The organism is Curtobacterium oceanosedimentum (assembly GCF_020297365.1).
In the GTDB taxonomy this organism is placed as follows: Bacteria; Actinomycetota; Actinomycetes; order Actinomycetales; family Microbacteriaceae; genus Curtobacterium.
This window is the reverse complement of record NZ_JAIXIG010000015.1, coordinates 13,752-26,123: the sequence shown is the minus strand read 5'-3', so window position 1 is coordinate 26,123 and position 12,372 is coordinate 13,752. Positions and strand designations below refer to the sequence as shown.

Sequence of the window (12,372 nt, the reverse complement as noted above, 5' to 3'; positions counted from 1 at the left end):
GACCGCGGTGCAGCTCGCACCGAGTGCGGTCGACCTGCGGGTCGCGGTACCGGTGGCGGTCGCCTGGGTCGTGGCCGCGCTGCTCGTCGGGCAGCCCGGTGCGGCCGCGACGGCCGGGGGCGTCGCGGCCGTCCTGGTCGTCGTCAGCGGCGTCGTGCTCGGACGGCGGCGGTCCGGGGCAGTGGCGGTCGTGGCCGGCCTGGTGTTCGTGACGGCGGCCCTGTCCGCGCTGCTCGCGGTGTCCGTCACCGAGGGGGAGTCGCGTCGGGCACCCGAGCCGTTGCGCGCCCTCGTCGCCGGTCCGGAGGCCAGGAGCGTCGACGTCGAGGCCGTGCTGACCCGCGACCTCGCGCCGGGTGACCGGTCGGTCACCGCGAAGCTGGTGCGCGCGGGCGACCTCGACGATCTTCGTGTGCCGGTCCGCCTCGTCCCCGACGTGCACGGTGACCAATCTGGGGTCGTGCTGCCCGCCGGTGCCCGGGTGGCCGGGGCGGCGACACTGCAGCGGGACGGCCCCGGGTCCACGACGGCCTTCGTGGTGTTCCTGCGCGGGACGCCGTCGTCGGTGCCGCCCGACGGGCTGCTCGGCGCGACGGACGCCGCGCGGCAGGCCTTCGTGCAGGCCACCGCCGATCTGCCGCAGCCCGGCGCGGCACTGCTCCGCGGGCTCGTGATCGGCGACCGATCCGGACTCGACCCCGCGACCGAGGCGGCCATGGAGACCTCGGCGCTGACCCACTTGACGGCGGTGTCCGGATCGAACTGCGCCGTGGTGGTGGGCCTCGTCGTCGTGGTCGGGCGGGCGTGTGGCCTGCCTCGTGGCGTCCGGGCTGCGCTGGCCGTCGTGGTGCTGCTGGTGTTCGTCGTGCTCGTGCGGCCCGACCCCTCGATCGTGCGGGCGGCCGTGATGGCGATCGTGGTGCTCGTCGTGCACCTCGTCGGCCGTCCCGTGCGGGGCGTGCCGCTCATCGCCCTCGCCGCGGTCGGCATGCTCGTCGCCGACCCCTGGCTCGCGCGGTCGTTCGCGTTCGCCCTGTCCGTGCTCGCCACCAGCGGGATCGTGGTGCTCGGACCACCGCTCACCGAGCTGCTGGCGCGTCGCCTGTGGACGCCCGTGGCAGCGGCGCTGGCGATCCCGGTGGCCGCCCAGGTGGCGTGCTGGCCGGTCACGATCCCGCTGTCGGCGGCGCTCCCGACCTACGCGGTCCCGGCGAACCTGCTGGCGGAGCCGTTCGCACCGGTCGTCACGGTGATCGGGCTTGCCGCGTGCGCACTGGCTCCGGTGTGGCCGCCCGGCGCGCAGGTGCTCGCGGCCGTCGCGTGGGTCCCCGCTGCCGCCGTCGGGGCCGTCGCCCACGGGGCCGCCGCCCTGCCGTACGCCTCCGTACCCTGGCCGGCCGGCTCGTTCGGGGTCGCCGCCGCCGTGCTCGTGTGCGGCTGCGTCGCGACGGCCGTGCTGGTCCGGGGTCGTGCAGGATCCCGCCTGCTGCTCGCCGCGGCGACGGTGGCCGTGATCGGCGTGGCCGCGGTGACCGTCCCCGTGCTCGTGGTCCGGGGGACGGTCCCCGACGACTGGTCGGTCGCGGCGTGCGACGTCGGGCAGGGCGATGCCGTGCTGCTCCGCGACGACGACGCGGTCGGGCTCGTGGACACCGGTGACGACGAGGAACGGCTCCGTGCCTGCCTGGACCTGCTCGGGGTCACACGGGTCGACCTCCTCGTGCTGACGCACTTCGACCGCGACCACGTCGGAGCGGTGGGCGCGGTGTCCGGCATCGCCGAGACCGCCCTGGTCGGCACCGTCGGCCGCGCCGCCGACGCCCGGGTCGTCTCCGAGCTCCAGCGTGCCGGGGTGGACGTGCGGACGGCCGACGACCGCGCCTCCGGTGTCCTCGGGGCACTCGCCTGGCGCGTGGTGTGGCCACGTGCCGGCGACCCCGACTCCGGCAACGACGCGAGCATCGTGCTGGTCACGGGTCCGCCGGAGGGGGAGCGGTGCGACGCCTGTCTGACCGGGGTCTTCCTCGGTGACCTGGGGGAGTCGTCGCAGCGCGGTCTGCGCAGCGCCGGCGCACTGCCGACGGCACCGATCGACGTCGTCAAGGTGGCGCACCACGGCTCGGCCGACCAGGACGCGCAGCTCTACCGGGACCTCGCCGCGCGGGTCGGCCTCATCGGCGTCGGGGCGGACAACACCTACGGTCACCCGACGCGGTCGGCCCTCGGGGTGCTGGAGGCCGCCGGCACGGTGCCGCTCCGCACGGACGAGCGCGGCACCGTGGTGCTCGCCCGGTCCGGCGTCGACGAGGTGCGGGTGTGGACGGAACGCACGCCGTCGGCGGCCGCCCGTAGGATCGTCGGAGCACGACTCGACCCGGCACCGTCCGGGCCGGCACCACCGGAAGGACCCCATGGCCGCCAAGAAGCCCGCGCGCGCCGCCGCGAAGATCGACCAGGTCCCGTGGTCGGGCATCCGTCCGGCCCCGGTCGTCCTGGTGACCGGGCCGGAAGCGTTCCTGGCCGACCGCGCCCGCGGTGTGCTCAAGGACCTGCTGCAGGGTGAGGACCCGGCGCTCGAGGTGCACGACCTCGAGGCGGACCAGTACGCCCCCGGCCTGCTCGCCACGCTCGCCAGCCCCTCGCTGTTCGGGGAGCCCCGACTCGTGCAGGTCACGAACGTCGAGAAGTGCACCGACGCCTTCATCACCGAGACGATCTCGTACCTGCAGGCCCCCGCCGACGACGTCACGCTGGTGCTGCGGCACGGCGGCGGCATGCGCGGCAAGAAGCTCCTCGACACCATCCGCAGCGGGGTCGGCGGTGGCGTCGAGGTGCTGTGCGACGAACTCAAGCGCGAGACCGACCGCATCGACTTCGTGAACGCGGAGTTCCGGGCCGCCCGGCGCCGGATCGCGCCCTCGGCGGTGCGGACCCTCGTGGCAGCCTTCGCGGACGACCTGGCCGAGCTCGCAGCGGCGTGCCGGCAGCTCCTGGCGGACGAGGCCGAGGAGATCACCGACAAGGTCGTCGACAAGTACTACGGCGGACGCGTCGAGACGAACGCGTTCAAGGTGGCGGACATCGCGCTCGCGGGGCGGTCGGCGCCGGCGATCGTCGAGCTCCGGCACGCCCTCGCCACGGGTGAGGCACCGGTCCCGATCGTCGCGGCGTTCGCGAGCAAGATCCGCACGATGGCGAAGGTGAGCGCCTTCCGAGGCCCGAGCGGCCAGGCTGCCTCCGCGCTCGGCATGGCACCGTGGCAGGTACAGCGTGCCCAGCGTGACGTGGCGGGCTGGAGTGAGTCCGGCCTGGCGAACGCGATCATCAGCATCGCCGAGGCCGACACCGCGGTGAAGGGTGGCTCCCGCGACGCGCACTACGCGCTCGAGGTGATGGTCCGCACCATCGCCCGACGCGGCGAGCCCCGCTGAGGCGACCCACGCCTCCCGGCCGTGGCGACCCGGCCGCCTGTCCTGCTGGTCGTCGCATCGCTCGGCGGCATCTCGTGAGCAGGAATGGTCGGGTGCGACCTCGCGACCCGACCATTCCTGCTCACGAAGTGCCACACGCGCACGCACCCCGCGCACGCACCCCCGCACGCGCCCCACACACGACGAAGGCCCCGCACCAACGGTGCGGGGCCTTCGTGCAGACCGGAAGGGTCAGTGCGTCAGAGCGACGAGACCTTCTTCGCGATGGCCGACTTGCGGTTCGCGGCCTGGTTCTTGTGGATGACACCCTTGCTCACGGCCTTGTCGAGCTTCTTCGACGCGAGGGCCAGGGCGGCAACGGCCTTGTCCTTGTCACCGGCGGCGACAGCGTCGTTGGCGCGACGGATGTGCGTCTTGAGCTCCGACTTGTACGCCTTGTTGCGCTCGGTGGCCTTGAGGTTGGTCTTGATGCGCTTGATCTGCGACTTGATGTTCGCCATGAACTGCTCCTGCTCGTCTCGTACGGGTGGGCGCGACCGCAGGGTAGAGGGGCCCTTGGTCGCATCGCGTTCCACCCGTGGGCGGGGAACGCGGAAGCCAGCCACCAACACTACCAGGCCCGGGGGCCGCCACCAAAGCACGAAACGCCCGACCCCGGGGGCCGCCACCAAAGCACGAAACGCCCGACCCCGGGGGCCGCCACCAAAGCACGAAACGCCCGACCCCGGGGGCCGCCCCCAAAGCACGGAGCACCGCCGGATCCGCGAGAGCCCGCGGCCGGCCCCCGCGAAACTCCACCGCAACACGGAGCGGATACCGTGGCGGCATGCCCTCCCTCGCGTCTCGGATCGACACCGTCCCCGCCTCCGGCATCCGCAGGGTCTTCGAGCAAGCGGCACTGCTGCAGTCGAGCGGCACCGACGTGACGATGCTCGTGATCGGCGAGCCGGACGTCCCGGTGGCACCGCACATCGGCGAGGCCGCCCGACGGGCGTGGACCGAGGACCGCACCGGCTACACGCCGAACGGGGGCATTGCACCGCTCCGCGAGGCCGTGCGGGACAAGCTGCGCCGCGAGAACCGGATCGAGGCCGACCTCGAGCAGATCTGGATGACGATCGGGGCGACGCAGGCGCTGTTCCAGGCCATGACGCTGACCCTGAGCCCGGGCGACGAGGTGCTCGTGCCCGATCCCGGCTACACGACCTTCACGATGAACGCCCACATCATCGGGGCGACCCCGGTGCCGTACCGGCTCGAGCCGCAGCACGGGTTCGAGCCCGACCTGCAGGCGCTCGAGGCGAGCGTCACCGAGCGCACCCGGGTGCTCGTCGTGAACTCGCCGTCGAACCCGCTCGGGTCGGTCTTCGGCGAGGACACGCTCCGGGCGCTGCTGGCGTTCGCGAAGCGGCACGACCTGTGGGTCATCAGCGACGAGGTCTACGAGTACTTCACCTACGGCACCCGCCACGTCAGCCTGGCCGCCCTCGACGAGGACGACCGGGTCTTCTCCGCCTTCTCGCTGAGCAAGACGTACGCGATGACGGGCGTGCGGGTCGGCTACCTCGTGACGCCGAAGGGGCTCGGTCCCACCATGCGCACCACGCAGGAGGCGATGATCAGCTGCGTCGCCGAGCCCGACCAGTACGCGGCCCTCGCGGCCATCGTGGGGGACCACTCCGCGGTGCGGGACGCCCGGGAGCACTACCGGGCCAACCTCGACGTGGCGAAGGAGACGCTCGACGCCGCCGGCATCCACTACCTCGACCCGCGCGGGGCGTTCTACCTGTGGGTCGACGTGTCGCACGCGTCGGACGGGGACGTCGCCGCGTGGGCCCTGGCGTTCCTGCAGCGCGAGCACGTCGCCGTCGCACCGGGCAGCGCCTTCGGCCGCACCGGCGAGGGCTGGATCCGCGTGTGCCTCGCAGCCACCCCGGACGACCTCCGCCGTGGTCTCGGCGCCCTGCCGGCTCCGGCACACGCGACCCTCTGACGGACGGGAGGCATGGTGCCGGCCCGCCCCGTGCCTCCCGTCCGCCCTGCACGACGTCCACGGCGGCGCCCGGCCTCCACAGGTCGGCCGCGGGTGCGCGCGCCGGCGTGCAACCGTGGGAGACTGGTCCGACCGTCCGACCCACCTGAGGAACCGTGAGCCCACAAGCATCCGCTCCGCTCGAGCCCGCCGCGACCCCGGCCGACGCGATCCGCAACTTCTGCATCATCGCGCACATCGACCACGGCAAGTCGACGCTGGCCGACCGCATGCTGTCGATCACCGGCATCGTCGAGGACCGCGCGATGCGTGCGCAGTACCTCGACCGCATGGACATCGAGCGCGAGCGCGGCATCACGATCAAGTCGCAGGCCGTCCGCATGCCGTGGGAACTCGACGGCGAGACCTTCGCGCTCAACATGATCGACACCCCCGGGCACGTCGACTTCTCGTACGAGGTGTCCCGGTCGCTCGCGGCGTGCGAGGGCGCGATCCTGCTCGTCGACGCGGCCCAGGGCATCGAGGCCCAGACGCTCGCGAACCTGTACCTGGCGCTCGAGAACGACCTCGAGATCATCCCGGTCCTCAACAAGATCGACCTGCCCGCGGCCGACCCGGACAAGTACGCCGCCGAGCTCGCGCAGCTCATCGGCGGCAAGCCGGAGGACGTCCTGCGCGTCTCCGGCAAGACCGGGGTCGGTGTGCCCGAGCTCCTCGACCTGGTCGTCCGTCGCGTCCCCGCGCCGGTCGGCAACGTCGACGCCGCGCCCCGCGCGATGATCTTCGACTCGGTCTACGACAGCTACCGCGGCGTCGTGACCTACGTGCGCATGATCGACGGATCGATCCAGCCGCGCGAGAAGGTCCAGATGATGTCGACGAAGTCGACGCACGAGATCCTGGAGATCGGGGTGTCGAGCCCCGAGCCGAAGCCCACGAAGGGGCTCTCCGTCGGCGAGGTCGGGTACCTGATCACCGGCGTCAAGGACGTGCGGCAGTCGAAGGTCGGCGACACCGTCACCACCGCGCAGAAGCCCGCGACCGAGCCGCTGCCCGGCTACACGGACCCGAAGCCGATGGTGTTCTCGGGCCTGTACCCGATCGACGGGTCGGACTACCCGGACCTCCGCGACGCGCTCGACAAGCTCAAGCTCTCCGACGCCGCACTGGTCTACGAGCCCGAGACCTCCGTGGCGCTCGGCTTCGGCTTCCGCTGCGGGTTCCTCGGGCTGCTCCACCTGGAGATCATCACCGAGCGACTCAGCCGGGAGTTCGGCCTCGACCTCATCACCACCGCGCCGAGCGTGGTCTACGAGGTCACCAACGAGGACAACTCGGTCACCGAGGTCACGAACCCGTCCGAGTTCCCCGGCGGCCGGATCGTCGAGGTCCGCGAGCCGATGGTGCGCGCCGCGATCCTGGCGCCGAAGGACTACGTCGGCGCGATCATGGAGCTGTGCCAGTCACGGCGGGGCTCGCTGCTCGGCATGGAGTACCTCGGCGAGGACCGCGTCGAGATCCGCTACGAGATGCCCCTCGGCGAGATCGTGTTCGACTTCTTCGACCAGCTGAAGAGCAAGACGCAGGGCTACGCGTCGCTCGACTACGAGCCCATCGGCGACCAGGCGGCCGACCTGGTGAAGGTCGACATCCTGCTGCAGGGCGACCAGGTCGACGCGTTCAGCGCCATCGTGCACCGCGACAAGGCGTACGCCTACGGCACGCTCATGACCGAGCGGCTGCGCAAGCTCATCCCGCGCCAGCAGTTCGAGGTGCCGATCCAGGCCGCGATCGGTGCCCGCATCATCGCCCGCGAGAGCATCCGCGCCATGCGCAAGGACGTCCTGGCCAAGTGCTACGGCGGTGACATCACCCGCAAGCGCAAGCTCCTCGAGAAGCAGAAGGAGGGCAAGAAGCGCATGAAGACCATCGGTCGGGTCGAGGTGCCGCAGGAAGCCTTCATCGCGGCGCTCTCGGGCGACGTCGAGGAGAAGAAGAAGTAGCGCCGGACGCTCAGCGCGTTCCGCGCTGAGCGACAGCTCACGCACTGAGACCGCCGAAACCTGTCGGTGAGCGCGAAAGCTCGGCGCCGGTTCAGCCGGTGCGGCGGGCCCGGGTCCGCAGGGCGGCCAGGCAGAGGGCCGGGAGGCTCGCCACGGCCAGTCCCGCCAGTGCGGTCCGCAGGATGGCCCAGCGCGCAGCCGCGTCGAAGTCGGTCTGCTCGCCGGAGGCGATCCCGGCGACGACGGCGCCCACCACCATCGCGAGGGTCACGACACCGATGACCGACGGCAACCGTGGTCCCGCGCGCCGGGACACCGCCGAGACGAGGGCGGCTCCGAACAGCAGGACCCCGGCTCCGGCGGCACTCGCCCCGACGGCCGCGATGACGTTCGCCGTGTCGAACCCGTCCCACGTGCCCGGCGCACCGGTGGCGTACCGCGCGGGGGACGCCGCCGCCGCGGTGGTGGCGTCGACCAGCGCGCGGGCGGACGCCGCCACGCCGAAGGCGACGAGGGTGAGCACGGCGAAGGCGACGGTCCGGCGGTCGACGGACCGCGGGCGGGTGGGGGTGGAGCGGGGCACCCGCTGACGATAGCCGCGGGCCGGACGCTTGTCGGGCCTCCAGTCCGGGGCACACGCGATCCGGACGACCCTGCCGGAGCCGTCCCGCGGTTCGGCCCGGGGCGGTCGGCCCAAGTAGCATGGCGGCATGAGCATCCGCGGCAGCTACCGGACCGCCCTGACGTACGGAGCCGTGGGTGCGACCCAGGCGCCGGACCTCATGACGTACCCGCCGGAGGGGTTCACCCCGTCGGAGTCGCGCTCCCGCATCGGCCACGGCGACCAGCGCTTCGAGACCGCGGTCACGCAGACCCTCACCTGGCAGATCCAGGAGCGCAGCGGCATGCGCGTGCACGTCGAGGAACAGCCCGATGACGACGAGGTCCGCTACAACCCGGTGACCTTCGACGACGCCGGTGTGCCGATCGCGCCGGCCTCGATCGGGACGCCCCGGGTCGAGAAGTTCGCGCCGGACGGCACCCCGCTCGTCACGGCGGGCACGAGCGCGACGCTGACGATGCACGCGTTCGGGCAGACCGTGCAGGCGCCGGTGCGCGTGGTGTCCATCATCGACGAGCACGACCGCAAGGGGTTCGCCTACGGCACGCTCGAGGGGCACCCGCTCTCCGGCGAGGAGTCGTTCGTCGTCGAGCGCACGCCGGACGGGTCGGTGTGGCTGCAGATCCGGCAGTTCTCGCAGCCGGCGAGCCGGAAGTGGCGGTTCGTGGCGCCCCTGGTGCGACGGCAGCAGAAGGTGATGGCGGAGCGGTACCTGGCGGCGTTGCGGGGCGACTAGGCGTCGCGGCGGCCGGTGTCGCTGCTGGTGCTCGTGCCCGTGTGGCGGTCGCGCGCGCTCGCCGGTCAGCGGAGCGGCGGGAGTGCGGCGATCGCGTCCTCGATGAGAGTGGCGTCCTGTCGGCAGTCGCGGGCGATCGTCACCGCGTTCGTGTGCCGGAGCGCCTCGACGTCGTAGACGCCGGTCGCGACGGCCAGGAACGGGATGCCCGCGGCGTCGGCGGCCTCGCCGTCGCGCGGGGTGTCGCCGACGATGACCGCCCGGGTCCCGGCGAGCTCCGCGGCTGCCCGCCGCGTCACGCCCGCGCGGTCCACCTCGGTGTCGCCGAAGTACGAGTGCTCCCAGTCGAACAGGTCGGGGTCGAAGCCCGCCCCGGTGAGCTTCACCCGGGCGCGGTACGCCGAGTTGCCGGTGAGCAGGCCGTTGCGCCACCCGAGATCGGCGAAGCGCGACAGGAGCGCCTTCGCACCGGGGACCGGACTGCGGTGGTCACCCGAGGCGTGCCGCTCGGCGGTCAGGTCGTGCAGGTGGCGACCGACCGAGGGGATCAGGTCGTCCTCGAGCTCGTGGGCCCGCACGTGCTCGGCGATCAGCCCGGCGTCGGTCCGCCCGTGCTGGTGCCCGACGCGGAGCGTCAGGTCGCGGCCCACCGCACGCTCCAACGCGAGGTGGTACAGGTTGCCCGGGGACGACGCGTTCATCACGAGGGTGCCGTCGATGTCCCACAGGACCGTGGTGGGGACGGGGTGGTGCTCCATGGCTCCATCATGACGGACAATGGAGTCCATGCCGAGTGCTCTCCCGATCGCCGATCCAGCGCCCGCGGACGGGCTCATCGTCCCGCGTCCTGGCGGCGCTCCCGGAGGGGCACCTGCGGTGGGCGACGTGCCGTTCGGCGTGTACGTGCACGTGCCGTTCTGCCGGGTCCGCTGCGGGTACTGCGACTTCAACACGTACACGGCGTCGGAACTGCGCGGGGTCCGGCGCGACGACTACGCCGGCCACGCCGTCCGCGAGATCGAGTGGGCCGCGACCGTGCTCGACCGCTCCGGGGTACCGCGGCGACCGGTGTCGACGGTGTTCTTCGGCGGCGGGACGCCCACCATGCTGCCGGCGTCGGACCTGGCGATGATCCTCCGGGCGATCGACGACACCTGGGGCATCCTGCCGGGAGCCGAGGTCACGACCGAGGCGAACCCCGACTCGGTCGACGCCGCGGCACTCGAGACGCTGCGCGCCGGCGGGTTCAACCGGATCAGCTACGGCATGCAGTCGGCGGTGCCGCACGTGCTCGCGACGCTCGACCGCACCCACGACCCGCTCCGGGTGCCCGTCGTCGTCGACCTGGCGAAGCAGCAGGGGCTCGACGTGTCGCTCGACCTCATCTACTCGACGCCGGGGGAGTCGCTCCACGACTGGCGCACCTCGCTCGACGCCGCGATCGCCTGCGAGCCCGACCACGTGTCGGCGTACTCGCTCATCGTCGAGGACGGCACCGCGATGGGCCGGATGGTCGCCCGCGGTGAACTGCCCGCTCCCGACGACGACCTTGCGGCCGACATGTACGAGCTCGCCGACCAGGTGCTCGGGGACGCCGGGTACTCCTGGTACGAGGTGTCGAACTGGGCGCGCGGCGACGCGCACGCGAGTCGCCACAACCTGTCGTACTGGAGGGGCCACGACTGGTGGGGCGTCGGCCCCGGTGCGCACTCCGCCGTCGCCGGCACGCGCTGGTGGAACGTGAAGCACCCGGCCGCGTACGCGAACCGGGTGCTGTCGGGGGAGTCGCCGGCCGCCGGCCGCGAGACCATCGACGACGAGACCCGCTACGTCGAGCGCCTGCTGCTCGCGGCCCGCGTCCGCGGGGAACTCGCCACGAGCGAGATCCGCCAGGAGGCCCGTGGTCGGGTCGCCGGGCTCATCGCGCGTGGGCTGGTGGACGGCTCGGCCGCGGTGCGGGGACGGATCGACCTGACACTGCAGGGTCGCCTGCTCGCCGACGCCGTGGTGCGGGAGCTGCTCGACTGAGCAGCGCGCCGACTACTGCTTGATGAACTCGATCGACAGGGGGTAGCGGTAGAACTGGCCCTGGTTCGCGGCGATCGCGGCCATGATGCCGAAGACGAGCGTCAGGACCGCGATCAGCGGGATCAACAGCGCGCCGATCAGGACGACCGTGAGGAGTCCCGAGACGACGTAGGCGATGCCCATCGTGATGTGGAAGTTCAGTGCGACCCGGGTGTGCTCGCGGATGAAGTTGCCGCGGTCCCGCAGGACCAGGTACGCCACCAGGGGCGCGACGAAGTTGAAGAAGATGCCGCCGATGTGGGTCAGCGTGGCCCAGAGGCGCTGGTCCTCCGGTCGCATCTGCTGCGGCGGGGTGTACCCGCCCGGGTACTGGGGGCCGTTCGGGTTCTGCGGGCCACCGGGCTGCTGTCCGTAGGTCATGCCCGAAGCGTATCGGGGGAGCAGCCGTGCGGGCGTAGGATCAGCAGTCGACACGTCCGAGTGCCAGTCCGACCGGGAAGGAGACGCTCGTGGTCAGTGAACGCAGCCTCGAGGTCCTGAAGGCGATCGTGCGCGACTACGTGGCGTCGCGCGAACCGGTCGGGTCGAAGACCATCGTCGAGCGGCACGCCTTCGGGGTCAGCGCCGCGACGATCCGCAACGACATGGCCCTGCTCGAGGACGAGCAGCTCATCGCCGCCCCGCACACGTCGTCCGGCCGGGTCCCCACCGACAAGGGGTACCGCGTCTTCGTCGACCACCTCGCGGGTGCCCGTCCGCTCTCCAGCGCGCAGCGGCACGCGATCGAGACGTTCCTCGGCGCCCCGAACGACCTCGACGAGGTGCTCGGGCGCACCGTCCGGCTGCTCAGCCAGCTCACGAACCAGGTCGCCCTGGTGCAGTACCCCTCGATGGTGCGCGCCCGGGTGCAGCACGTCGAACTCGTCCGGCTCGGCGACGCGCGCCTGATGGTGGTGCTCATCACCGACACCGCCCGGGTCGAGCAGCGCGTGGTCGAGACCGACGTGCCGCTCGACGAGCCCTCGCTGTCCGAGCTCCGGTCCGTCGTGAACGGCGCGACCGTGGGCCTCCTGCTCCAGGACGTCCCGACCGCACTCCGGGCGGTGCCGCAGCAGCTCCGTCCCGACGCCCAGACCCTGGGCGGAGTCGTCGTCGCGACGCTCATCGAGCAGGTCGCGGCGAACCGGCAGGACCGCCTGCTCATGGCCGGGGCCGCGAACCTGGCGAAGAGCGAGCAGGACTTCTCCGGCGGCCTCTTCCCGGTGCTCGAGGCGATCGAGGAACAAGTCACCCTGCTCCGGTTGTTCGGGGAGATGCAGGTGGACGACATCGCGGTGGCGGCCCGGATCGGTGCGGAGAACGCCGAGTACGGGCTCGACGCCACGAGCATCGTCGCCGGCGGATACCTGGCCGGTGGCGAGGTGGCCCGCCTGGGCGTCCTCGGACCGACCCGGATGGACTACGGGACGAACATGGCGGCCGTCCGCGCCGTCGCACGGTACCTGTCCAAGCTCCTGGGCGAACATTGACCGACCGACCGAACCCAACCGACTGAGGGA

General features: G+C 72.3%; 11 protein-coding genes. 7 read left to right on the top strand and 4 right to left on the bottom strand.

Translation table 11 applies throughout. From position 1 onward, the window contains the following. Nucleotides 1-7: 7 nt before the first annotated feature. Both LEL83_RS08540 and holA read left to right on the top strand, forming a co-directional pair. Complete coding sequence (locus LEL83_RS08540) at nt 8-2,563, top strand: ComEC/Rec2 family competence protein (RefSeq protein WP_225558486.1); 2,556 nt, start codon at nt 8-10, stop codon at nt 2,561-2,563. After that, on the top strand, nt 2,448-3,431 hold the full coding sequence (gene holA, locus LEL83_RS08535) for a DNA polymerase III subunit delta (RefSeq protein ID WP_225558520.1): 984 nt from the start codon (nt 2,448-2,450) through the stop codon (nt 3,429-3,431). The genes LEL83_RS08540 and holA overlap by 116 nt, the downstream gene beginning before the upstream one ends. 239 nt (nt 3,432-3,670) lie before the next feature. On the opposite strand, the gene rpsT is transcribed toward holA, so the two are convergent. Next, the gene (gene rpsT / locus LEL83_RS08530) at nt 3,671-3,931 is read right to left on the bottom strand and encodes a 30S ribosomal protein S20 (RefSeq protein WP_017886662.1); all 261 of its coding nucleotides are present in this window, start codon (nt 3,929-3,931) and stop codon (nt 3,671-3,673) included. A gap of 326 nt (nt 3,932-4,257) precedes the next feature. Between rpsT and LEL83_RS08525 the strand changes: the two genes are divergently transcribed. Both LEL83_RS08525 and lepA read left to right on the top strand, forming a co-directional pair. Beyond that, nucleotides 4,258-5,424, top strand: coding sequence for a pyridoxal phosphate-dependent aminotransferase (locus LEL83_RS08525; RefSeq protein ID WP_225558485.1), 1,167 nt, complete (start codon nt 4,258-4,260; stop codon nt 5,422-5,424). A 155-nt stretch (nt 5,425-5,579) separates the two neighbouring features. Further along, nucleotides 5,580-7,427: a translation elongation factor 4 gene (gene lepA, locus LEL83_RS08520; protein WP_198658323.1), complete on the top strand. Its 1,848-nt coding sequence runs from the start codon at nt 5,580-5,582 to the stop codon at nt 7,425-7,427. A gap of 91 nt (nt 7,428-7,518) precedes the next feature. Here the strand turns inward: lepA and LEL83_RS08515 are convergent, their stop codons facing one another. Continuing rightward, nucleotides 7,519-8,010: a hypothetical protein gene (locus tag LEL83_RS08515; protein WP_225558484.1), complete on the bottom strand. Its 492-nt coding sequence runs from the start codon at nt 8,008-8,010 to the stop codon at nt 7,519-7,521. A gap of 127 nt (nt 8,011-8,137) precedes the next feature. On the opposite strand from LEL83_RS08515, the gene LEL83_RS08510 reads away from it, so the two are divergent. Continuing rightward, nucleotides 8,138-8,785 (top strand): DUF1990 domain-containing protein, encoded by a 648-nt coding sequence (locus LEL83_RS08510; protein ID WP_198658325.1) that lies wholly within the window; start codon nt 8,138-8,140, stop codon nt 8,783-8,785. A 65-nt stretch (nt 8,786-8,850) separates the two neighbouring features. Here LEL83_RS08510 and LEL83_RS08505 read toward each other — a convergent pair whose 3' ends face one another. Next, nucleotides 8,851-9,543 carry an HAD family hydrolase gene (locus tag LEL83_RS08505; protein WP_225558483.1) on the bottom strand — a complete coding sequence of 231 codons (693 nt, stop codon included), beginning with the start codon at nt 9,541-9,543 and terminating at the stop codon, nt 8,851-8,853. Nucleotides 9,544-9,571: 28 nt separating this feature from the next. Between LEL83_RS08505 and hemW the strand changes: the two genes are divergently transcribed. Continuing rightward, nucleotides 9,572-10,813 (top strand): radical SAM family heme chaperone HemW, encoded by a 1,242-nt coding sequence (gene hemW, locus LEL83_RS08500; RefSeq protein WP_225558482.1) that lies wholly within the window; start codon nt 9,572-9,574, stop codon nt 10,811-10,813. A 12-nt stretch (nt 10,814-10,825) separates the two neighbouring features. On the opposite strand, the gene LEL83_RS08495 is transcribed toward hemW, so the two are convergent. Next, nucleotides 10,826-11,233 (bottom strand): DUF4870 domain-containing protein, encoded by a 408-nt coding sequence (locus tag LEL83_RS08495; RefSeq protein WP_225558481.1) that lies wholly within the window; start codon nt 11,231-11,233, stop codon nt 10,826-10,828. An 89-nt stretch (nt 11,234-11,322) separates the two neighbouring features. Here LEL83_RS08495 and hrcA point away from each other — a divergent pair, with 89 nt between their 5' ends. Further along, on the top strand, nt 11,323-12,342 hold the full coding sequence (gene hrcA / locus LEL83_RS08490) for a heat-inducible transcriptional repressor HrcA (protein WP_198658328.1): 1,020 nt from the start codon (nt 11,323-11,325) through the stop codon (nt 12,340-12,342). Nucleotides 12,343-12,372 lie beyond the last annotated feature (30 nt).